Genomic DNA, 21,516 nt, shown 5'->3' on the forward strand with positions numbered 1-21,516 from the left:
AGTGGTGCGAGGAGCTGAGCTAAAACTTACCGCGGTTGAACTTCTTGCAGATAATGGTCACCTGCTGCTAGGGGATGTGAATCTGGCTTTGCCGCCAGGCTGGTATGGTCTGGAGGGCGCCAATGGCAGTGGAAAAACAGCATTGCTCAAAGCGATAGCTGGTCTATACCAGCCTGTACGCGGCCTGATTACCTATCAGCTTCATGGCGTGACGTTGTCAGGCAATGCTTTCAAGCCTTATCTGGGCTACAAGCCACAGCAGGCAGCGTACTATGACAATATGAATGTCGAGGCATACTTGCGTTATGTGGGTGAGATGAAGCTGATGCCACGGGCAACCATTGAGGAACGATCTCGTGAGCTAAGTGAACGGCTCGGGCTTACTGCCGAGTGGAAAACGCCCATTCAGCGGTTGTCAGGCGGCAACAAGCAACGGCTTATGATTGCTCAGGCGATGCTTGCTGATCCATGGTTTCTGCTGCTGGATGAGCCTCTCTATGGCATGGATATCGAGATTCGTTTCCTGCTGCTAGACACGTTGTACGAAATGACACCTGGCACAGTCGCAATCTTTTCAGGCGCTTTGGAGGGCCTACAGGGAGGTTGGTTGGATGCTGTGATCAAACTTGAAAATGGTACAGCGGCGCTGCACTGATGCAGCGCCGTTTTCTATATTAAATCATCCTGCTGCGGCTGCGAAACTTGCCTGGCGGATAGCCAGACATTTGTTTGAACCATTTGCTGAAGGGGTGGATAGAGTCGGCCTCTAGATGGCTGGCAATGGAGACTCTTCTACTCTTATCATTGGCAAAGAACGGGGAGTTTTGAACACAAATAAAATAATGAGAAGTGACAGATTGCTTGGGTAGTGTTGGGATAATATCAATAATTGGCGAACCAGCCGATGGAATAAATGGCGTGATTTTCTCTTTGAATGGAGATTTTTTGGTACCTTATTGTCAGTACAATCATACAGAGAAAAAAAGGAGGAGAACCCAGAATCATGCACACCAAGAATAAGGGGAAGTACAATGATTTTTCGAGATATTTACGGATAGCCAATTGTTGCGGAAGAAGACGAAACACTTCCCTTGGCTCATCCTGATTTGATGTTGTTTTTGCTTAACACCACAAATGTAATTGATAGTGTTGATTATAGACTGTTCAAAATAAAGGAAACAGCTATCGTTCAATTTTTTGTAACGGACGCATTTAAACAACTAGTGGAACTCCATGACCTTAAGGGCTTAGATTTCTCAGAGGTATACGATTCAGCTTTTACTGCAGAAAAAGAAGAAGAGCAAGAACGTAATTACCAAGCTGCCCTTGATTTCATAGAGCGCAATAAAGGAATTGAAGTTTCATATGATGAGGCTCGTTTCCTTATGGAGCAGGAAAAAGTTGTTGCCAGCGGAAAGTGGAGAATGCAACTAGATGAGAATGGGGAGCTATGGCTTGCGAATTTGACACCTGATTTGATTTATTGCTGGGGCCAGCCAATTTATATTCCTCCTGTGTTAATGCTTTTTCAATGGCATGAAGTAGAGAAGTCTGAAATTAACTTATAGAACCCGGTGGAATGAAATATACTCTTATGAAGCTTTATCATCATTTTTAAAAGGCTAAGCGCTGAGCTTAAAGTCATAAGTTAGATCCGTTAACACTAAAGTTTTACAAAGGCGACTTATCTGCGGACGGGTTGCTTTTGTTTTTTTCAGTTCCCATCAAAACAATATAGTCCTGACCGATCTGCTTATCCAAATCATTGAATACTATCAATAAAGATAACCGTCAAACAATAGAATATATGATATAATGACGTGGTTGTTGTAAGGTGCAATTTTAATATGAAAAATAGGATGGGCAATATGAAGGGTTATCTTTATAACGTGGATAAAAAACGATTGATTATTATGGTTATCGGCAATGTATTTCTGGGCATGGGAATTAGTATTTTTAAGCTGTCCGGCATGGGGAATGATCCCTTTAGCGGCATGGTAATGGCACTTGCAGAGTGCGTGGGTATAACATATGCAAATTTTCTGATCTTGCTGAACCTGGTATTGTTTGTAATCGAATTCATCACCGGACGAAGGTATATTGGAGCCGGGACTTTTGTAAACGCAATCTTTTTGGGGTATATCGCTACGTTCTTTCATAGTACTTGGCTATCTCTGTTAGGCGAACCTCAGCTGTTATGGCAGCGGGTGGTCGTCGTAGCGATTGGCGTGGTGGTATGCAGTTTTGGGGTATCCCTGTATCAGACATCGGCTGTGGGAGTCGCTCCTTACGACAGCCTGTCCCTGATTATGAGGGATAACGTCCCGAAAATATCTTATTTTTGGCACCGGATGTTTACGGATGCTCTTTGTGCTTTGATTTGCTTCCTGGCAGGAGGCGTTATAGGCTTAGGTACTCTAGTGTCCGCACTTGGTTTGGGACCCATTATTCATTTTTTTGATGTGAATTTTACGGAGAAGCTGCTGGCAAAAAAGCGTCCAAATTAAGAAAGGCGGGGCAGACCAATCTGCCCCGCCTTTACTGTAATTTGAAGGTCCATTTTTAATGAGTAAATGCACTCTTAATGTTATTTTTTTTATGAACATCTTCCGTGCCGCTATCCAAGGCGGTCTTGTAGTAGAAGCATTTATGGTCTATGACTTCCATCGTTTTTCTCAATTCTTCCATCTGTGCTTCTACAGAAGCTTTCCGCTCCAGGAACATATCATATCTCTGCTGCAAGGTGGAGTCCCCCTCAGAGCACCACTCAATGAAATGTTTTATTTCCTTAATTGGCATCCCGGATGACTTCAGGCATTCAATTACTTTTAAAGCATCCATATCCGTTTCTTTGAAAACGCGTTTCCCGCTGGGGGTTCTTTCTATAAAAGGCAAAAGTCCCTCCTTGTCATAGTAACGCAGGGTATGTGATGTCATATTAAAATATTCTGCAACTTCACTTATGGAGTATGTCTTCATCATCTATCTCCAGTCTTAATTATATTTTATGCTTGACTTAGAGTTAACTTTAAGTAATAACATAGGTTTTGTAAAGTCGGCGTTACAGCTTTTTATATTAACTAGAAGAGAGGTTTCACTATGATAAAAGTAAATGCACGTGCTACATTCAGTCAGGAAGGCCCGTTCAAGCTAACTACAATCGAACGTCGGAATCTGCAGCCGCACGATGTTCTTATAGAGATTAAATACGCGGGCATTTGCCACTCGGATATTCATACAGCCCGCGGGGAGTGGGGACCGGTTAAGTATCCACTTGTTCCAGGGCATGAGATCGCCGGTATTGTCAGCCAGGTCGGTTCCGAAGTTACAAAGTACGCAGTCGGCGATCGTGTAGGGGTTGGTTGTATGGTTGACTCCTGTGGAGAGTGCAGTAATTGCCAAAAAGGTGAGGAGCAGTATTGCCTGAGTGGAAATACCGGCACCTATGGAGCTATCGACCGGCATGGTCACTATACTCAGGGCGGATATTCCACGCACATCGTTGTAACAGAAGACTTCGTGGTCCGGATTCCTGACGCTATTCCGCTTGACGCGGCTGCACCGCTTTTGTGTGCAGGAATCACCACCTATTCACCGCTGCGCCATTGGGGAGCCGCTCCCGGCAAAAAAGTAGCGGTAGTGGGTCTTGGCGGGCTTGGACACATGGCTGTGAAGATTGCTCATGCCATGGGAGCTGAGGTTACTGTGTTATCACAGTCACTGAAGAAGAAGGAAGACGGATTGCAATTAGGAGCGGATCATTATTATGCGACCAGCGATCCGGAGACATTTAAGCAGCTTGCCGGTTCATTCGATCTTATTGTGAATACAGTAAGCGCACAAATTAATATTGATGCTTATCTTTCACTTCTGGCATTGGATGGTACATTAGTCAATGTTGGTGCGCCCGCTGATCCATTGGCAGTTAACGTATTCTCGCTGATCGGCCACCGCCGTTCGTTTGCCGGATCGATGATTGGCGGAATCCGTGAAACGCAGGAAATGCTTAATTTCTGCGCTGAACATAATATTGCTTCTGAAATCGAGGTCATTTCTGCTGACCGGATTGATGAAGCTTGGGAGCGTGTGCTTGCTTCAGATGTCCGTTACCGGTTTGTCATCGACATCAGCACGATGGGGAACGAATAAGAGACGCCTTCATTCTTGACCTCGGTTCGTGGCCACAACCTCAAGAAATTCGATAACATAGCGGGAATTTGCTAAGGAGCTGGAAATCTCACGCAGTTATGTTTCGAGAAGAGAAAAAAGGCGTTGTTGCATACAGCAGCATATGTGTATAAATGCTAAATAGGCAGAGCAGTGCTTCTACCATTGGGGTAGGAGGACGGCTCTGCTTATTGTCGTTACTGCAATTGAATATTTTGGTTCAGCTGATTCTGCCGTTTTTATGAAAAAGCTGATTCTTTAAAGGTTGGAATTTTTAAAAATCAGGTTGAAAAATGCTATTTTCCCTAATAGAAAATCATGACACAATAACAATAAAGCGCTTACTTCATTAAAACATCCCAAGTTCATGAAGACTCTATACCACTTTTTGAAAATATTTACGATATTAAAAGTCGTATCTGCTGGCCGAAATTTCGGATTCCAAGCAAAGGTTGAAATTATTAAAAAAGTTGGTACTAAACGTTTAACTCAATAACTTAAGGGGTCAAACGGTTAGACATATCTATGTAATTATGAAGGGGGAGAGGGAAATGAAAGTAGGTAAAGCATTCGGGGCAGGTATTCTTTCAACTGCAATAGCGTTAAGTGTCATTGGCTGCGCGAAAGACGAGACAAACACAGTAACCAAGGCATCTGATGCACCCAAAGCATCTGAGAACGCAACCTCCAAGCCTGAGGAGAAGGTCAAAATTATCTATTCGATGTGGGGAAGTGCGGAAGAGGGAAATGTAACCCAGGGAGTGGCGGATAAGTTTAATGCTTCTCAAGACAGAATTGAAGTAGAAGTACAAGCAATTCCTTGGGAAAACTACATGACTAAGCTGAATACAATGGCTACGGCAGAGCAATTGCCTGACACAGGGATGCTCAGAGAAGATGGGGTCGTTCAGTGGTCTACCCAAGGCATGCTGAATGATGTAAATACAATGTACGAAGGAAGCGACAGCAAACCACTCGATAGCTTAGCCTACAAATATCAAGGGAAAACCGTAGCCTACGCGGCTGCCAATGAAATCTTACTCCTCTATTACAACAAAGATATGTTTGACAAAGCCAATGTACCCTATCCCCCAGCCGCTTTAGACCAAGCGTGGACATGGGACGAATTTGTAACAACAGCAAAGAAGCTGACCCTTGATAAAAATGGTAAACATCCTGATGAGAGTGGCTTTAATGAGCAGAGTATCGTACAGTTTGGCGCATCCGTTGAAAACTTACCATGGCAGCTTGAGACCTGGGCGCTTGGTAATGGTGGAGGGTTCTATTCGGGTGATGGGACTGAGGTGAGAATTGGAGAAGACGCCAGTATAGAGGGAATTCAGAAGGTTGCAGATCTTTACTTGAAGGATCATGTTGCTCCGTTGTCTGTCGGACAGACTGATGATGGCATTCAACGAACCATCATCGCGGGAACTGTTGCCATGGCTACTAACGGTGCGTGGAACGTGGGAACTAGTCTGAATACGGCCAAGAATGAAGGCTTGAACTATGGCGTCGCAGTATTGCCTTACATGAAGGATAAGGTTACTCTCAACACGGGTGGCGCCAATGTCGTCTTCTCCCAGACTAAGCATCCAAAAGAAGCGATGGAATGGCTGAAATGGTACAACTCAGAAGAAAATAACTGGGGCCTCATTAGCTCGGGGATCTGGATGCCAACACTGGAGAAGTGGTACACGGATGAGACCCTTACCCGTAAATGGGTCGAAAATCCTAACTTCCCTGTTTATGACGAATATAAATCTGCAGTAGTCGATTATGCGCAATCACCTGCTGTGAAGCCTGCAGCGTGGTTCTATACGAATCATACGACGGAGTTTAACACCTTGCTCGGGTCGGTTTTAGGGGATGTATGGACTGGAAAGACGACCGCTAAGGATGCTATTTCTAAAAATCTCGATGCGTTGAAAGCAGCCCATTCAGGCAATTAGTAAAGTTCGTAAAAGACTGGCCGCTGCCAAGCTCACACACGCGGCGGCCATATTATGATCTTCAGGTGGGGAGATAGAGATGGAAATGATTAATAAATCTCCGAAACGTCGTTCACGTATTCATGCAGGTGAGGCACGAGCCGCGTATATATTATTGATCCCTGCCTTCATTGGGCTGATCTTTCTAACGTATCTACCTCTTATTGGGGTGCTCGGGATCAGCTTAACGAATTGGACGGGACTTTCAGACCCCAAATTTGTTGGCTTCGAGAATTATATTAATCTATTTACCACTGATCCTTATATTAAAGATTCTATTATCGCTACGGTCTACTTTGCCGTCTTATCGGTAGTTGGAGGCATGATTTATTCACTTTTTATTGCGATGCTACTGAATCGTAAAATTCCGGCTAGAGGGTTTTTCCGGGCTGTGTTCTATGTACCGTACGTTTTGCCGGCAGCCGCAATATATGTAGGATGGTCCTGGTTATACGAAGCTAATTTTGGATTTTTTAACTTTATTCTCTCTGAGATGGGTTTGAACAAAGTTTCTTTTATCGCGGATTCCAGCTATGTCATTCCATCCCTATCCTTGATTTCGGTTTGGCTGTCAGGTAACTTAATTGTTATTTTCTTAGCTGGGCTGCAAAATGTTCCGGTCGTCTACCATGAAGCGGCTGAAATGGATGGTGCGAATGGATGGAAACGATTCTTGCATATCACTTTACCGTGCATGTCGCCCATTATCTTTTACAATTTGCTAATGAGCTTGATTGCCAATCTCCAAATTGTTACGCCGGCTCTTTCATTAACGAATGGCGGCCCGGGTAATTCTTCACGCTTTTTAACTTATCTGATGTATGATCAAGCTTTTGTAAATTATAAATTGGGGTATGCTTGTGCGACAACAGCCGTTATTTTTGTTATTCTTGCAGGCTTTACTGGTGTATTATTCAAAACCTCCAACCTATGGATCTTTAATGAAGGAGGCGATGACAAATGAGTGTAGCCTCATACGGAAGATTAAAGAGCAAAAAACGTAATAATCAATGGATGAACCTGATCTCGTTTGTCGTTGTTATTTTTTTTACTATACTCGTGCTCTTTCCAATCTGGTGGATATTTCGCACGTCGCTCATGTCGAATGCCGAGATATACCAATATCCGCCTTCACTGCTGCCAGGAAATTGGTTGTTTTCAAACTATGCAGAAACGCTAGAGATCTTTAAGTTTTGGAAATATTTATGGAATACTATGATTATTATTGTACCCGCCTGTTTGGCAGGAACCTTTACAGCGACTTTATGCGGTTATGCCTTTGCAAGACTACGTTTTCGGGGCAAAAAATTGATTTGGGCTCTTTGTGTCGGTTCGATGCTTCTACCTGCCATGGTTACACTTATTCCGCTATATATTGGGTGGACGAGAGGCTTAGGAATTCATGACAGCTATCTGCCGTTGATTTTGCCTTATTTCTGTGGTGGCGGGGCTTTTAATATCTTTTTGATTAGGCAATTTATCATGTCTATTCCGAGAGAGCTTGATCAAGCAGCAACGATCGATGGCGCTGGATATTACCGCATTTTGTTCAGCATTATTATGCCGGCCATTAAATCTGCGATGATCGTCGTCGCATTATTTATCTTTATCGGTTTATGGAATGATCTACTTCAACAGATGATTTACATAAACTCAAGCGATAAGTATACGATAGCCTTGGGACTAACCGCTTTTAGAGGCCAACTAAAGCAGGACTGGTCGCTGACGATGGCGGCTACGTGTATGTCCTTTGCGCCGGGTGTCATTTTTTATCTGATTGGTCAAAAATATTTCGTAGAAGGAATCACGTTGACAGGACTGAAAAATTAGCTCCAATGTACACCCATCCGTTAAATTACAGAGCCTCATCATTTTCTTGTATGCCACTTCAAGATAACACTGGTCATTGTATTGAAAACGAAAACCTGATGCACTTATCGATATCTTTGGCTCCGAAGCTGTATCATGAGTTCTATAAGGCGAACATGATAAAAAAGCAACTTATCTGCGGATAAGTTGCTTTTTGGCGATACGTCATTCTTTAGCTAGTTCGGCTCTTTTATTATTCAGAGCGGTTCTGCTCAATCATTAGGTTGTACCTCTTTACAAGCAGCTTGTTGAAAAAATAAAAACATAACCCGTTAAGGAATCCTATTACGGTTGAACTGAATGCCGAGATTAGATATCCTTCATTTTCTACATTTGAAACAAGGTTAATGACAATAATTGAAAGAATAAGACTGAAAGCAAAACCTCCCAAGGAGAAATATAACAAATTGAGTAGAAAAACTCCTCTTCGCTTTTTAATCAAGCTTTCAATAAAATCATTTAAATAGATAATAAGTAAAATACCATAAACTAATAATAGGGCAATAAGCCCATAGAAACCAGCAGGTGGTGGCTTATCCGCAAGAGCAAAAAAGATGACAGTCCAAAAAAAGAAGAATGTGAAGAAATTTATCGTTTTAATTCTTTTTAACAGCTTCAGGTCCATAACATTGGTAAACCTCGCTTTTTAGTTTTTTAACAAGAGAACTGTTTATTCTATTATTACCTGTCTATTTTATCAAAACAACATAATTATTTCTGAAATAGATTCATTTTTTTAAACATTTTCATGAATTTGCAAAATTAAGTGATGAATTAATTTCAGTTTATTCAAAACTTGTGTAAATATTGTAATTCTTTTCTGAAAAAATTGTAAATGTTTCAGAAAAAAATGGGAGTATAGTGTGATAGTACAAAAAACAGCTGACTGTATTCATTGGTTTTAGTATTCAGAGAGTATAGCTTTTCATTATTTTCAGGAAGGATTTGATTAATGATGAGTAAAAGTAATTTTTTTAGATTTGAGCGTAAAAATGATGATTTTCCGTTCTACAGTGAACTGCAATCCCCTACTCTAAATTTGAAAACCAGCCTAATATTTCTGATAGCTGTTGCTGCAGGTTTTGCATTGTTTCTTATTGGGTTTGGAGGTACTTATGGACATCCTTTTATAAATGTGATTTTCCCATTAGCAGCAGTTATCTTTGTTGCACGGAGTCAGTGGACATTACTTTTCAGAAAATTAGTTGCTAAAGATATTATATTAATTCTTGGGACGTACATTGTAAATCTTATTGTGACCTATGGTGTTGGTTTTATTATTACGAAATTATTTAATTTTAGTGCAAATCCAGTGAGTGAAGGATTCAATGGTAATTTTTCCGATACAATTACGACGTTCCTGACAATGCTCCCGATGCTTTTTGGAGAAGAATTAATAACGATCCTTCCATTCTTAGTCATTTTGTACTTAGGAGTAAAAAAACTTAAACTGAACAGAAAGTCTGCGATTATCTTAGCGTGGATTGTAGTATCCATTATTTTTGGCGCATACCATTTACCAACTTATAATTGGAATATTGCACAAGCCATTCTCGGTATCGGCATTGTACGGATTGTTCTGCTCTATCCATACATTAAGACTAAAAACATTTGGACATCGTTTATAGTGCATGTGCTAAATGACTGGACACTTTTTGGATTTGCCTTAATGGTTTCAATGCATCATTGATTAGCGAATTCCATGTAAAAATTGTAATCTTTTTCTGAAAATACTGTAAACAATCCGGGAAATGACGGGATTATAGTGTGATAGTAAGAAAATGACTAAAAGGAGATCTTCAAAATGGAAACTCAAGTTAAAAAATTCACAACTAAAAAGCGGATGTCCGTACTTCTATTGTCAGCAGCACTGGCTGCAGTTGGCACAGCGGCGGCTTTACCCGTGTCTGTCGGATCAGTTCATGCTGCAGCCACTACTGCAACAATAACCTCCAGGGTGAATGTCCAGGTTAAAGGTAAAGCAATCGGGACTCAGGCTTTCCTAAGCCCATTAGGTAATACACTCATTCCGCTTAAAGACGCAGCGCAAGCATTAGGTGCAGCTGTTAAATACGATAACAAAAATCATAGTGTAGAGCTTACCCTGGGAGAGAATACTGTAAATTATTCATTGGATATCGACAGTGCACTTGTAAAGTTAAATGGAAGCGGTCTGGGACAAAGATATGAAGCTCAGGTAATCGGAGGAACTTCTTTTGTTGCAGTGCAAGCCTTGGTTGAACCTTTCGGATATTTGGCCCAATGGAACGGACAAACCCGTACTGTCAATATCACGAATGCAGGAATGAATGAACTGACTATAACTGCCGGTAAACTCCAGTCTTCTAATTCCCATAAGGATGTAACCATCAATATCGTATATCCAGTTGTATCGCAGCTTGCGAATCAAAATGCCGAAGCGGCAATTAATAAAGCGGTGAAAGCTCAGGCACAGAAGTTTCTAGATGCCTCGGAAAAACAACTGGCTAAGTCTGGTGCTCCAGCGGAAGGAGCGACATACGATTTCGAACTGGCCTACAAGGTGACTTACAATCAAAATGGAGTGATTAGCTTCCTGCTTACCAATTATCAATACCTCGGCGGAGCTCATGGGGGCGGCTCACAAACAGGTCTTACTTACTCTCTGCAGGATGGTACGACAATGAAGCTGGGAGATTTGCTGAAATCCAACAGCAATTACAGTCAGGTTATTAAGAAATCACTTCAAGAACAAGTCCAAAAAGGTACTGAGTCTTCTATCTACTCTATTGACCTGTTCAATAAGTTAACTAAAGATTCTAATGCATACCTGGATAACTTCTACTTGACTAATGCAGGATTCACTGTGTTTTTTGTTCCAGGTGATATAGCAGAAAGTGTTGTAGGCAGTCCTGAATTCAAATTCACATGGGCTCAGTTCCTTTCGAATAATGCGGATCCGTTCGCTGCTTATTAGGTCGTTTTTTGACTTCAATCGTTTTTTTTCATCGTTACTTTATCACAAAAGAGTTTTTTTAAAAGCAACTTGCCAACTGGGAAGTTGCTTTTTTTGTTGAGTTAAGTAGGGGGGACTAAATGATTGCCTAGCATTCAAAATTGACCATGTACCGGAAACTTGCGGAGCCGCGACCACTCCTGCTGCAGTTTTTTAATAGGAATGAAAATGAGAGGGGGCTATTCCGGGGGAGATTTATATAAATTCAAAGATAAAATCCTATATGAGATAGAAACAATCCTTTTTGCGGTAGTTGCTAGCCAACATGTCTTATAGACTAGTTAATGCAAGGAGTCCCGTATAATTTTTGAACGAGGACTTTGCATATTCAGTCAAAAGAAGGAGAGAAAATTCATATTATGAACACAGTAACACAGATAAACAACAGCAAAGACAAGCAGACGCATTTTATTCTCAACGGTAATCTTTGGAATATTATGGTCCAGTTATCATGGCCCGCTATCATCGCAATGGTCCTCTATGGCTTAAATGCGGTTATTGCCGCTGTATTTGTGGGAAGGTTTGTCGGAGAGGAAGCACTGGCTGGGGTTTCGGTAGCTTATCCATTAACCCAGATCAGCTTGGGACTGGGCTCCTTGATTGGGGTGGGTGCCGGTTCTGCTTTAAGTTTAGCCCTCGGCAGGCAGGACAAAGAAATGCAGAAGCGTTTGATGGGGAATGTTAATTATCTGTCCATCCTTGTAACGCTTGTCTATATGGTATTGGGTTTGCTTTTCTCTACACAGCTGGTGCGAATCATGGGAGGAGAAGGGGAAACTCTGGCTCTTGGAGACAGCTATTTTAGAATTACGGTGATTGGTTCATTTTTCTGGATTTATGGACTGGCTGCCAACATGATTGTACGTGCCGAAGGGAAAATGAAATCGGCAGCCGTGGTAATGGGCATTGGACTGGCAGTTGATGTATTGTCCAATTATATTCTGGTAGCCTGGCTGGATTTTGGAGTAGAGGGAGCTGCCTGGGCTACAAATATCGGGATGCTGGTCTACACCTTGCTGGGATGGATTTATTTTGGCAAAGGATTTGCCTCATTCCGAACGAATGTCTTTGCAATCTATCGGGATGCTGCCACAATCAAATCCATAATTGGTCTGGGAATGTCCTCTTTCATTATGAACTTTATGAATCTGGTACAGGCTGTTGTAGTATTTAATGCACTGTCGAGATACGGGACTACAGCAGATATTGCATTTTATGGAGTGGTTTTTCGTGTATTCACCTTCCTGTTGACGCCGATATTCGGATTAATGCGCGCCTTGCAGCCAGTCATCGGCATAAATTTTGGAGCAGAACAGTATGAGCGCGCCATCAAAGCCTATAAAATATTCACACTCGTTTCCATGCTGCTGACTTTGCCTTTCTGGATAATTTCCATGATCTCGCCGGCTTCCATTCTGGGGCTGATGCTGCCGGATCAAATCTTTAAGACCAGCGAAATGTTATATTTCCGGTTGAACATGGCGGTTCTGCCGTTATTGTCGCTCATTTTTATGGCCATGACCTTTTTCCCTGCGATTAATAAAGGGAAACCGGCAGCCGTTATCGGCATCACCAGACAACTTGTTTTTTATGTGCCAGTGATGCTTGTTTTGCCAAGATGGTTAGGCGTCTCCGGAGTATATTGGGGTTCGCTTGTAATTGATTCTGTGGTTGTAGTGTGGACGGTAATCCTGGTAACTAAGGAATTCACCCGGCTCAGAGCTAAGTCCAAGCTAGCCAGGACTTACAATATGTGAACGCAAAATGCTGGAACTTCTGCTTTGCCTGGATGGCCGATTTAATAGATATACCCTAAAAGAGCCTTGGAATTATAAAGGCTCTTTTTTGTGCTACTGGTTGACATAATAAACAAAAAGAAAGTATGATATTTTAAATCGTAATAATTACGAATAAATACAATGTGGAAGATGAATTGATTTGTGGATAATGAATGGTCACAAGCGGACTCTATCGTTCCTCACGAGAACTTCGAGCGGCAATTAGAGCAGGTTGAACTGGATTCAGAAAGGATCTTTTGGATTTCTTGAAAATAACCATTTTAAAGGAGCTTCAATAAATAATGAATAAAAGCAGCACCAATCAACGTCTACCCAGAGCAAAAGGGATTGATATGGGTACCTATTATACACCCAAAGAATGTGCCAAAAAGGTTAGACATCTCGTCCTACCCGATATGAATCGAAAGATTGTCGAAGAATTCATCACAATCTTAGGTATGAGGGAAAGATTTGAAGAACATCGAGTTCCCATTCCCAATAAAGTGGTTATGTATGGTCCACCGGGCACAGGGAAAACACTGACGGCATTTTATATGGCTCAAATGCTGGAGCTTCCACTTATCCTGGTTCGACTTGATGCAATTATTCACAGCCATTTGGGCGAGACTGGAAGTAATATCCGGAAAATATTTGAGTATGCCAAAGCATCTCCTTGTGTTCTTTTCCTGGATGAGTTTGATGCCATTGCAAGAACACGGGAGAGTAATGACGAGGTTAAAGAAATGGCTCGTGCGGTGAATACACTGCTGCAATGTCTCGATGATTTTGGTGACAATAGCATTTTTGTAGCAGCGACGAACCTAGAAAATGAACTGGATAGAGCTATTTGGCGAAGGTTTGATACAAAAATGATTTATGCTAACCCGGATGAATCAAGTAGGCGTCAATATGTCGAACTGTTAATTAATGACTTTGAAAGTGAAGCTGGGTTGATGGAGGAGGCATGCGAACGTCTTTCCGGTTGCAGTTTTGCTGATATTGAACAAATTGTCCTGAAAGCGAAACGTAAGGCGATTATAGAGCATTGTCTGCTAAAACGAGAGCATATTGTTCTATCTTATGAAGAATACAATCCTTCCTTGAACTAATTGTGGGATTATAAATACAGGAAATTGTAATTGGAACAATTCAACGAAAAAAAAGAACCCCAGCGACGGAATTTTTAATCGCTTGGGTTCTTTTTAAATTCATCAACTGATATTAGGTGTAGATTCTCTTAGGATGAGTTTGGTATAAATATGAGAAACCTGATAGGGTTGCTTCGGATCATGAATTCGGGAAAGTAGCATTTCAGCTGCTTTGACACCCATCTGATTACTATAAATATGAACAGTGGTGAGATGGGGTTCTACAATGCTTGATTCAGGACCATTATCAAAACCACAAATGACGAGGTCATTAGGAATGGAAAGCATATTTTTGAGTGACTTCATAAAGGTAACCGCAATATAATCGTTAGCACACACGAAAGCAGAAGGAAGCTGATTGATTTGGCTTAGCTTAGCATCTGCCCACTCCGGACTCGAAAAAAATAGTCGATCGTCATCGAGAATACATTGTGAGAGATCGAGATGAATCCCAGATTCTATCAATGCGCGATTAAAGCCCACCCATCTTTCATTAAAACTCCTACAGTGATTATAGTCCCCGATGAACCCCAGTGATGTGTAACCGCCATCAATTAACTTTTTTGTAAGTTGATATGTGCTGTGTTCGTTTTCCATGAGAAGTACATCTGCTTGGAATTCAGGGTAGCAGATATCGGCAGAGCAGTCGATGAAAATAGTTGGAATGCCTAGACTTGTAATCAGCTTACTATATTCGGAATTGAACAACTCAATACAAATAATTCCGTCTACATTGGCGACATCAAAATTATTTGGAAGAGACAAGGACTCCTGATCAATGTCTCTTATAATGTGCATGGATAAATTATATCCTTCTGCACTGATTCGTTTCTCCATGCCACTGATCAGTTTCGATCCAAAGTGGGAAGTGTTAGGTAAGTTTTCTGTTAATAAAGCGATATTTCCAGAGTTTCTTGGTTGAACACTCTCGGTGTCCATAAAAGCAAATTGTTTATATTTTAACTCTATCGCTTTCTTTATAACCTTGTTTCTAGTTTCATCAGGTATACCATTCGTTCCATTTAAGGCTTTGGAAGCTGTATTTCTAGAGATTCCTAAAGCATCCGCGATGTCTTGTATGGTTACTTTTTCCCTGGCCATCTATGTAATTCACCTCTATATTCTTGTTCTTAACCTTCGCCACAAATAGTGTACTGTTTGGCATGATTCCAACTCTCTTTAATGTATATTAGTTTACTCAAAATAGCAATATGATATTTACAAATGAACAATTTAGTTTACATTTTATCAGCGAATAAATGTGCAAAAAATGTATTATTATTTTCATCTTCATGAGAATATGTTGACTTTAAAGTATATAATCCTATTTAAATTGGCTGTATTTGTAATTATGTAAAATTATATGCATCATTTATGAACATAATGCTTTGTCATATGCACACAAATATTTTTACAAAATGTATTGACGAACGATTAAGTGTTTGGTAAATTGTAAAAGCAGCAGGACATAAGCCAATTGAAAGCCCTTACTGCATCAAGATATAAACATTGATAAGAACGGAGGTAAAGGCATTGCAAAACCTAATAGAAGCTGAACACAGAACAATGGTGACCAAACATAAGAGCTCCTTACTAGACTATCTAAAGAAATACTACTTTCTTTATATTTTGCTCGCACCAGCTGTGATCCTGACCCTGATTTTTAAATACGGTCCTATGTATGGTGCGATTATCGCCTTTAAAGATTTCAGCCCAATCAAAGGGATTATGGGGAGTGAATGGGTAGGCTTGTACAACTTCGAGAAATTCCTGTCATCCCCCAACTTCGAAGTTATCTTTATGAATACGCTTAAATTAAGTTTCTTCGGATTAATTCTGAGTTTTCCAATCCCAATCCTGCTTGCGTTGATGTTAAATCAAATTCGCCGTGCAGGCGTCAAAAAGAACATTCAGTTGTTCTTGTATGCACCTAACTTTATTTCTGTTGTCGTTGTGGTCGGGATGTTGTTTATCTTCTTGTCCCCAACGGGACCGATTAACCAGTTTTTTACCTGGCTTACAGGTGAACCAATCATGTTCATGTCTCGTCCGGAGTACTTCCGTTCGATCTACATTCTTTCTGATATTTGGACCGGAGCCGGTTGGGCATCCATTATTTATGTAGCAGCACTTGCTAATGTCGATCCTGAGTTACATAATGCAGCCAATCTTGACGGCGCTAATCTTCTACAAAGAATACGCCATATCGATTTGCCAACCATTCGTCCAATTATGGCTATTGTATTTATCCTTGCAGCTGGTGGGATTATGTCCATTGGCTTCGAAAAAGCCTATCTCATGCAAACGGCGATGAACTTGCCAACCTCAGAAATCATTCCGACTTACGTTTATAAAATTGGTTTGCAGTCGGGCGATTATGCCTATTCAGCCGCAGTAGGATTGTTTAACTCTATCATCAACATCGTCTTGCTCATCACCGTTAACTTTACCGTGAAGAAACTGAATGAGGGCGAAGGTCTTTACTAAGAAAGGAGCAACAAGCTATGCCCATTAAACATTCCGGATTAGATCGCTTTATCGTCGTGCTGAACGCGATCTTCCTGACACTGGCCGTACTTATCATTGTACTTCCTTTGATTTATGTAGTGATTGCATCTTTTATGGATCCATCAGTTCTGCTCAGTAAAGGATTATCATTCAACCTTTCGGACTGGTCATTAGAAGGGTATATAAAAATTCTTTCTAATCCGGCCATGATCCGAGGTTTTGGAAACTCTGTTTTATACTCTGTTTCATTTGCTATGCTTACCGTTCTCGTCTCAATCTGTGCAGGGTACGCACTGTCTGATGACAGGCTCAAAGGAAAAGGATTCTTCATGACCTTGTTTATTATCACCATGTTCTTTGGGGGTGGGCTTATACCTACATACCTGCTCGTTAAGAATCTTGGTCTGCTTGATACAGTATGGGCGGTGATCATTCCAGGAGCAGTCAATGTATGGAACATCATTCTCTCTAGAACTTTCTTCAAAGGAGTACCGAATGAAATGAAGGAAGCCGCTAATGTAGACGGAGCTTCGGAGATGCGGATTTTCTTCAGTGTCGTATTACCGCTCTCCAAACCGATTGTTTTCGTGCTCGCTCTTTATGCTTTTGTGGGCCAGTGGAATTCCTACTTTGACGCCATGATCTATTTAGATAATCCGAATCTTCATCCACTGCAGCTCGTGTTGCGGTCCATCTTGATCCAGAATCAGGTAGATCCGGGCATGATCAGCGATCAACTCGCCATGGCGGAAATGAAACGATTGTCTGAAATCATCAAGTACGCTGCCATTGTTGTTTCCAGTTTGCCACTTATTGTTATGTATCCGTTCTTCCAGAAGTACTTTGAAAAAGGTGTTATGGTCGGTTCCCTTAAGTAGGAAACAGGCTGCACATAGATAAAGATTAATTCATTCATATCTAATTTGGAGGTCATACCCTATGAAAAGAATTAAGAAATCAAGAGTATCAACGAAAGTAGCTTCTGCATCTGTACTTGCTTCGTTTATGTTCCTTACTGCATGCGGTGGCGGAGGAGGAGGGGGAAGTGCAGCTAGTAAAGAACAGGACGCCAGCGGTAAAGTAACTTTGAACTTTATTACGCAAAGCTCTCCACTTGCACCCGTTGATCCAAATGAAAAACTGATTAATAAGCGTCTTGAAGAAAAGACGAATGTTCATATTAATTGGAAGAATTTCACGAAAGACGTATTTGTTGAAAAAAGAAACTTGGCTGTGGCAAGCGGCGATCTTCCTGATGCAATTTTTAATGCGGACTATAGCGACTATGAGCTGCTCAAGCTTGCTAAAGATGGTGCCATTATTCCGCTGAATGAGCTTATCGAGAACAATATGCCCAACTTCAAAAAGGTGCTGGAAGAAGCACCGGAATACAAGAGTATGATTACGGCACCAGACGGTAATATTTATGCCTTTCCGTGGATCGAAGAGCTGGGCAATGGCAAAGAAAGAATCCAGGCGGTAGACAGTATGCCTTGGATCAATGTGGAATGGCTTGAGAAGCTGGGCCTTGATATGCCTACAACAACAGAAGAATTAAAAGAAGTATTAATTGCCTTCAAGACAAAAGATCCAAATGGCAACGGTAAGGCTGACGAAATTCCTTTGTCCTTTATTAACAAGCCTGGAGCAGAAGATCTGGTTTTCCTATTTGCTTCATTCGGATTGGGTGAGAACCCTGACCATGCGGTTGTAAACAATGATGGAAAGGTAATATTTACGGCGGCACAAGATGATTACAAAGAAGCCGTTTCTTTTATTAACGAGCTGTATAAAGAAGGACTCATTGATATTGAAGCCTATACACAGGACTGGAGTACTTACCTTGCAAAAGGGAAGGATCAGAGATACGGACTTTACTTCTCATGGGATAAAGCGAACATCACTGGAGCAAATGACATTTACGAGGTTATGCCTCCACTTGCTGGACCAGATGGTGAAGTTAACGTAACAAGAACGAACGCGCTTGGTTTGGGCAGAGGTAAGATGGTTGTTACTAGCGCCAATAAGAACTTAGAAACGACAGCGAAATGGGTTGATCAACTCTACGATCCGATTCAATCTGTACAGAACAACTGGGGAACGTATGGAGACGATAAACAGCAAAATATTTTCGAATTTGATAAAGAAAAAGAAATGCTGAAGCATTTGCCGCTGGAGGGTGCAGCTCCTGTAGAACTACGTGAGAAAACAAGTGTCGGTGGACCCTTAGCTATCCTTGATTCCTATTATGGCAAATACACAACCATGCCGGATGATGCCAAAGGCAGAATGGATATTATCAAGAACATCATGGCGCCTAAAATGAAAGCAGAAAACGTAATGCCGAGTGTATTCCATTCTATTCAAGAGCTTGATCGCCTTACGACAATTGAAACGGATCTGTTTGCCTACGTGCTTAGAATGCGTACTGAATGGTACCAAAATGGTAAAGTCGAAGCGCAGTGGGATGAATATTTGAAAGAATTGGACCGTCTGGGCCTGCAAGAATGGCTTGAAATTAAACAAGGCGGCTATGACAGAGCAAGCAAATAATAAACTATAAATAATATGCGGTAAATGCCGTGTTCGGGAGTAAAGGAGAAAACAATAATGTCTACGATTGCGAAACAAAATTACCGCGGAGTGTATCATTTTTCCCCTAAGGAAAAGTGGATGAATGATCCAAACGGAATGGTTTATTTTGAGGGTGAATATCATTTGTTCTTCCAGCACCATCCAGGTGGAATGACTATGGGCGCTATGCACTGGGGCCATGCGGTCAGCAAGGATCTGGTTACATGGGAGGAGCTGCCTATCGCTCTTGCTCCAGATGAGTTAGGTATGATTTTTTCCGGCAGTGCCGTAGTTGACTGGAATAATACGACTGGATTTTTTGAAGATAAACCAGGTCTAGTAGCGATTTTTACACACCATTTGGATATGCCGGAAGGCAAGCCAGCCATTCAGCGTCAAAGCTTGGCTTATAGTAAGGATAACGGAAGAACCTGGACGAAATATGATGGAAACCCGGTGCTTGAACATGATACATTCATTGATTTCCGTGACCCGAAAGTATTTTGGAATAAAGATACTAATCAATGGGTGATGATTGTAGCTTGTGGTCAAACGGTGTGTCTATATCATTCTCCTGATCTGATGAACTGGACATTTACCAGTGAATTCGGAGAAGGAATCGGTTCTCATGACGGGGTATGGGAATGCCCGGACTTGTTCCCGCTGGCCATTGATGGCGATCCTTCGAACACGAAATGGGTGATGCTAGTGAGCATCGGTGCGGATCCCGCTTTTGTGGAAGGATCAAGAACACAGTATTTTACAGGGGATTTTGATGGAGAAGTGTTCACGCCAGATGAAGATTCGATAAAAGTCCGCTGGCTTGATTATGGAAGAGATAACTATGCAGGTGTAAGCTGGTCCGATATACCGGCGGAAGATGGAAGAAGGTTATTTATCGGCTGGATGAGCAACTGGATGTATGCTAACAAGACGCCAGCAGAAGAATTCCGTGGCGCGATGACAATTGCAAGAGAACTTCAGCTCGAATCAAGACAAGGGGGAACCTTTCTTGTGCAGAAGCCGGTACAAGAGTTGGAATCAGCTCGTGTACAAGTCCTTTCTATAAAAAATGCAACGGTGCAAGAAATCAATACTCTTCTTAAAGAGATTCACTTGGAATCTTATGAGATTATAGCTGAGTTCGCTCGGGGTAAATCTGTAGGTTTCAAGGTAAGAGTTGGTGCGGATGAACAAACAGTGATCGGTATCAACGGTGAGACAGAGGAACTTTATGTAGACCGGAAGGCTTCGGGCCAGCATGATTTCCATGAACATTTCGTAGGACATCATTCAGCCAAACTCGCAGCGCTTGATGAGTCAAATGATCTCCGTATTTATGTGGATCGCTCTTCCGTTGAGGCGTTTAGTAATAGAGGCCAGGCAGTGATTACGGATCTTATATTCCCTGGACTAGAATCTAAAGGTATTGCTGTGTTTGCAGAAAATGAGAATGACTTGCTGATTTCCCTGGATATCTATGAGCTTACTCTCTCTGCTGAGCAAGACAAGAATTAGTCACCGAGAGGAGTCTTGTATATGCGTATAGGAGCGATTGAAGCTGGCGGAACGAAGTTTATATGTGGCATCGGGAATGAAAATGGGATCATTGAAGATCAGATCAGTTTCCCGACAGAACATCCTGAGTTGACGTTGCCCAAAGTTATTCAATATTTTCAAGACAAACCAGTAGAAGCTATCGGAATTGGATCGTTTGGTCCAATCGATATAAGCCCAGATAGTCCGACGTATGGTTACGTTACAACAACACCAAAACCAGGTTGGGGAAATTACGATATGCTGGGCACTTTGAAAAGAAACTTTTCGGTTCCCTTTGGCTGGGACACGGACGTCAATGCAGCGGCATTTGGTGAAGCCAAATGGGGCGCAGCCCAAGGGTTATCCAGCTGTTTGTACTATACAGTTGGCACGGGTGTTGGTGTGGGAGTGTATTCAGAAGGTAAACTTATTCATGGTCTTGTGCATCCTGAAGGGGGTCATGTTCTTACAAGACGCCATCCTGAAGATGAATTCCCAGGGGGATGTCCCTATCATGGGGACTGCCTAGAAGGGATGGCGGCAGGTCCTGCTATTGAAGCAAGGTGGGGGAAGAAGGGACATGAACTTCCTATAGATCACCTTGCATGGGAAATGGAAGCATTTTATATTGCACAGTCGATTACGGGTGCTATATTGCTTAACTCTCCTCAGAAAATCATTCTGGGTGGTGGTGTTATGCAGCAGTCACAATTATTTCCACTTATTCGGCAGGCCGTGCTACAGAACCTGAACGGTTATGTCAGCTCAAGTACTATTTTGGAACACATAGATGAGTATATCGTTCCACCAGGACTAGGCCAACAGGCGGGATTATGTGGTGCTCTCGCTCTTGGACTCACAGCACTGGAAAGTCAGAGTTCTGCTCAATTGTAAATGAATATAGAGAGGAGGTCAGTGCAATGAATTGGCCTCCTTCTTATTTTACA

Annotated in this window: 18 protein-coding genes; 16 read left to right on the forward strand and 2 right to left on the reverse strand. The window is 41.8% G+C overall.

Annotation, left to right across the window (positions count from 1 at the left end):
• Positions 1 to 4: 4 nt before the first annotated feature.
• From MHH50_RS07250 to MHH50_RS07260, 3 genes are all read left to right on the forward strand, one after another.
• Positions 5 to 655, forward strand: a complete 651-nt coding sequence (locus MHH50_RS07250; RefSeq protein WP_076125354.1) for an ATP-binding cassette domain-containing protein — start codon at positions 5 to 7, stop codon at positions 653 to 655.
• 454 nt (positions 656 to 1,109) lie between these two features.
• The gene (locus MHH50_RS07255; RefSeq protein WP_143766439.1) at positions 1,110 to 1,568 is read left to right on the forward strand and encodes a hypothetical protein; all 459 of its coding nucleotides are present in this window, start codon (positions 1,110 to 1,112) and stop codon (positions 1,566 to 1,568) included.
• 279 nt (positions 1,569 to 1,847) lie between these two features.
• On the forward strand, positions 1,848 to 2,507 hold the full coding sequence (locus tag MHH50_RS07260; RefSeq protein ID WP_248547753.1) for a hypothetical protein: 660 nt from the start codon (positions 1,848 to 1,850) through the stop codon (positions 2,505 to 2,507).
• 55 nt (positions 2,508 to 2,562) lie between these two features.
• On the opposite strand, the gene MHH50_RS07265 is transcribed toward MHH50_RS07260, so the two are convergent.
• Positions 2,563 to 2,979 carry a MerR family transcriptional regulator gene (locus tag MHH50_RS07265; protein WP_312148712.1) on the reverse strand — a complete coding sequence of 139 codons (417 nt, stop codon included), beginning with the start codon at positions 2,977 to 2,979 and terminating at the stop codon, positions 2,563 to 2,565.
• Between the two features lie 120 nt (positions 2,980 to 3,099).
• Here MHH50_RS07265 and MHH50_RS07270 point away from each other — a divergent pair, with 120 nt between their 5' ends.
• From MHH50_RS07270 to MHH50_RS07305, 8 genes are all read left to right on the forward strand, one after another.
• Positions 3,100 to 4,149 (forward strand): NAD(P)-dependent alcohol dehydrogenase, encoded by a 1,050-nt coding sequence (locus MHH50_RS07270; RefSeq protein WP_076185356.1) that lies wholly within the window; start codon positions 3,100 to 3,102, stop codon positions 4,147 to 4,149.
• 569 nt (positions 4,150 to 4,718) lie between these two features.
• Entirely contained in the window at positions 4,719 to 6,119 is a 1,401-nt protein-coding gene (locus tag MHH50_RS07275) for a sugar ABC transporter substrate-binding protein (protein WP_076282274.1), read from the forward strand.
• 79 nt (positions 6,120 to 6,198) lie between these two features.
• Complete coding sequence (locus MHH50_RS07280) at positions 6,199 to 7,122, forward strand: sugar ABC transporter permease (RefSeq protein WP_076125342.1); 924 nt, start codon at positions 6,199 to 6,201, stop codon at positions 7,120 to 7,122.
• A complete protein-coding gene (locus MHH50_RS07285; protein ID WP_076125340.1) occupies positions 7,119 to 7,988 on the forward strand; it encodes a carbohydrate ABC transporter permease in 870 nt (289 codons plus the stop codon). Before MHH50_RS07280 ends, MHH50_RS07285 begins: the two co-directional genes overlap by 4 nt.
• Positions 7,989 to 8,979: 991 nt before the next feature.
• Positions 8,980 to 9,717, forward strand: a complete 738-nt coding sequence (locus tag MHH50_RS07290) for a CPBP family intramembrane glutamic endopeptidase (protein WP_076276587.1) — start codon at positions 8,980 to 8,982, stop codon at positions 9,715 to 9,717.
• A 114-nt stretch (positions 9,718 to 9,831) separates the two neighbouring features.
• Positions 9,832 to 10,983 carry a DUF4163 domain-containing protein gene (locus MHH50_RS07295; RefSeq protein ID WP_076193514.1) on the forward strand — a complete coding sequence of 384 codons (1,152 nt, stop codon included), beginning with the start codon at positions 9,832 to 9,834 and terminating at the stop codon, positions 10,981 to 10,983.
• Between the two features lie 398 nt (positions 10,984 to 11,381).
• The gene (locus MHH50_RS07300) at positions 11,382 to 12,779 is read left to right on the forward strand and encodes an MATE family efflux transporter (RefSeq protein WP_076218361.1); all 1,398 of its coding nucleotides are present in this window, start codon (positions 11,382 to 11,384) and stop codon (positions 12,777 to 12,779) included.
• A gap of 323 nt (positions 12,780 to 13,102) precedes the next feature.
• Positions 13,103 to 13,909 carry an ATP-binding protein gene (locus MHH50_RS07305; RefSeq protein ID WP_175619978.1) on the forward strand — a complete coding sequence of 269 codons (807 nt, stop codon included), beginning with the start codon at positions 13,103 to 13,105 and terminating at the stop codon, positions 13,907 to 13,909.
• 102 nt (positions 13,910 to 14,011) lie between these two features.
• Here the strand turns inward: MHH50_RS07305 and MHH50_RS07310 are convergent, their stop codons facing one another.
• Positions 14,012 to 15,049 carry a LacI family DNA-binding transcriptional regulator gene (locus MHH50_RS07310; RefSeq protein WP_076279555.1) on the reverse strand — a complete coding sequence of 346 codons (1,038 nt, stop codon included), beginning with the start codon at positions 15,047 to 15,049 and terminating at the stop codon, positions 14,012 to 14,014.
• Between the two features lie 465 nt (positions 15,050 to 15,514).
• Here MHH50_RS07310 and MHH50_RS07315 point away from each other — a divergent pair, with 465 nt between their 5' ends.
• From MHH50_RS07315 to MHH50_RS07335, 5 genes are all read left to right on the forward strand, one after another.
• Complete coding sequence (locus tag MHH50_RS07315) at positions 15,515 to 16,435, forward strand: ABC transporter permease subunit (protein ID WP_051490892.1); 921 nt, start codon at positions 15,515 to 15,517, stop codon at positions 16,433 to 16,435.
• 17 nt (positions 16,436 to 16,452) lie between these two features.
• Complete coding sequence (locus tag MHH50_RS07320) at positions 16,453 to 17,334, forward strand: carbohydrate ABC transporter permease (RefSeq protein ID WP_036675818.1); 882 nt, start codon at positions 16,453 to 16,455, stop codon at positions 17,332 to 17,334.
• A 61-nt stretch (positions 17,335 to 17,395) separates the two neighbouring features.
• Positions 17,396 to 19,009, forward strand: a complete 1,614-nt coding sequence (locus MHH50_RS07325) for an ABC transporter substrate-binding protein (protein WP_076220048.1) — start codon at positions 17,396 to 17,398, stop codon at positions 19,007 to 19,009.
• A gap of 57 nt (positions 19,010 to 19,066) precedes the next feature.
• On the forward strand, positions 19,067 to 20,548 hold the full coding sequence (locus MHH50_RS07330) for a glycoside hydrolase family 32 protein (protein WP_340034137.1): 1,482 nt from the start codon (positions 19,067 to 19,069) through the stop codon (positions 20,546 to 20,548).
• A gap of 21 nt (positions 20,549 to 20,569) precedes the next feature.
• Positions 20,570 to 21,463 (forward strand): ROK family protein, encoded by an 894-nt coding sequence (locus tag MHH50_RS07335; RefSeq protein ID WP_076309640.1) that lies wholly within the window; start codon positions 20,570 to 20,572, stop codon positions 21,461 to 21,463.
• The last annotated feature ends 53 nt before the right edge of the window (positions 21,464 to 21,516 follow it).

Origin of the sequence: Paenibacillus sp. FSL H3-0302 (genome assembly GCF_037982245.1) — a bacterium.
GTDB lineage: Bacteria > Bacillota > Bacilli > Paenibacillales > Paenibacillaceae > Paenibacillus_AQ > Paenibacillus_AQ odorifer.

Bases quoted from the DNA above. Each gene is read 5' to 3' on its own strand.
- MHH50_RS07295 (WP_076193514.1), top strand. From the start codon at position 9,832: ATGGAAACTCAAGTTAAAAAATTCACAACTAAAAAGCGGATGTCCGTA.
- MHH50_RS07255 (WP_143766439.1), top strand. From the start codon at position 1,110: ATGTTGTTTTTGCTTAACACCACAAATGTAATTGATAGTGTTGATTAT.
- MHH50_RS07315 (WP_051490892.1), top strand. From the start codon at position 15,515: ATGGTGACCAAACATAAGAGCTCCTTACTAGACTATCTAAAGAAATAC.
- MHH50_RS07335 (WP_076309640.1), top strand. From the start codon at position 20,570: ATGCGTATAGGAGCGATTGAAGCTGGCGGAACGAAGTTTATATGTGGC.
- MHH50_RS07310 (WP_076279555.1), bottom strand. From the start codon at position 15,049: ATGGCCAGGGAAAAAGTAACCATACAAGACATCGCGGATGCTTTAGGA.
- MHH50_RS07305 (WP_175619978.1), top strand. From the start codon at position 13,103: ATGAATAAAAGCAGCACCAATCAACGTCTACCCAGAGCAAAAGGGATT.
- MHH50_RS07265 (WP_312148712.1), bottom strand. From the start codon at position 2,979: ATGAAGACATACTCCATAAGTGAAGTTGCAGAATATTTTAATATGACA.
- MHH50_RS07320 (WP_036675818.1), top strand. From the start codon at position 16,453: ATGCCCATTAAACATTCCGGATTAGATCGCTTTATCGTCGTGCTGAAC.
- MHH50_RS07260 (WP_248547753.1), top strand. From the start codon at position 1,848: ATGAAAAATAGGATGGGCAATATGAAGGGTTATCTTTATAACGTGGAT.
- MHH50_RS07270 (WP_076185356.1), top strand. From the start codon at position 3,100: ATGATAAAAGTAAATGCACGTGCTACATTCAGTCAGGAAGGCCCGTTC.
- MHH50_RS07280 (WP_076125342.1), top strand. From the start codon at position 6,199: ATGGAAATGATTAATAAATCTCCGAAACGTCGTTCACGTATTCATGCA.
- MHH50_RS07330 (WP_340034137.1), top strand. From the start codon at position 19,067: ATGTCTACGATTGCGAAACAAAATTACCGCGGAGTGTATCATTTTTCC.
- MHH50_RS07285 (WP_076125340.1), top strand. From the start codon at position 7,119: ATGAGTGTAGCCTCATACGGAAGATTAAAGAGCAAAAAACGTAATAAT.
- MHH50_RS07290 (WP_076276587.1), top strand. From the start codon at position 8,980: ATGATGAGTAAAAGTAATTTTTTTAGATTTGAGCGTAAAAATGATGAT.
- MHH50_RS07325 (WP_076220048.1), top strand. From the start codon at position 17,396: ATGAAAAGAATTAAGAAATCAAGAGTATCAACGAAAGTAGCTTCTGCA.
- MHH50_RS07300 (WP_076218361.1), top strand. From the start codon at position 11,382: ATGAACACAGTAACACAGATAAACAACAGCAAAGACAAGCAGACGCAT.
- MHH50_RS07275 (WP_076282274.1), top strand. From the start codon at position 4,719: ATGAAAGTAGGTAAAGCATTCGGGGCAGGTATTCTTTCAACTGCAATA.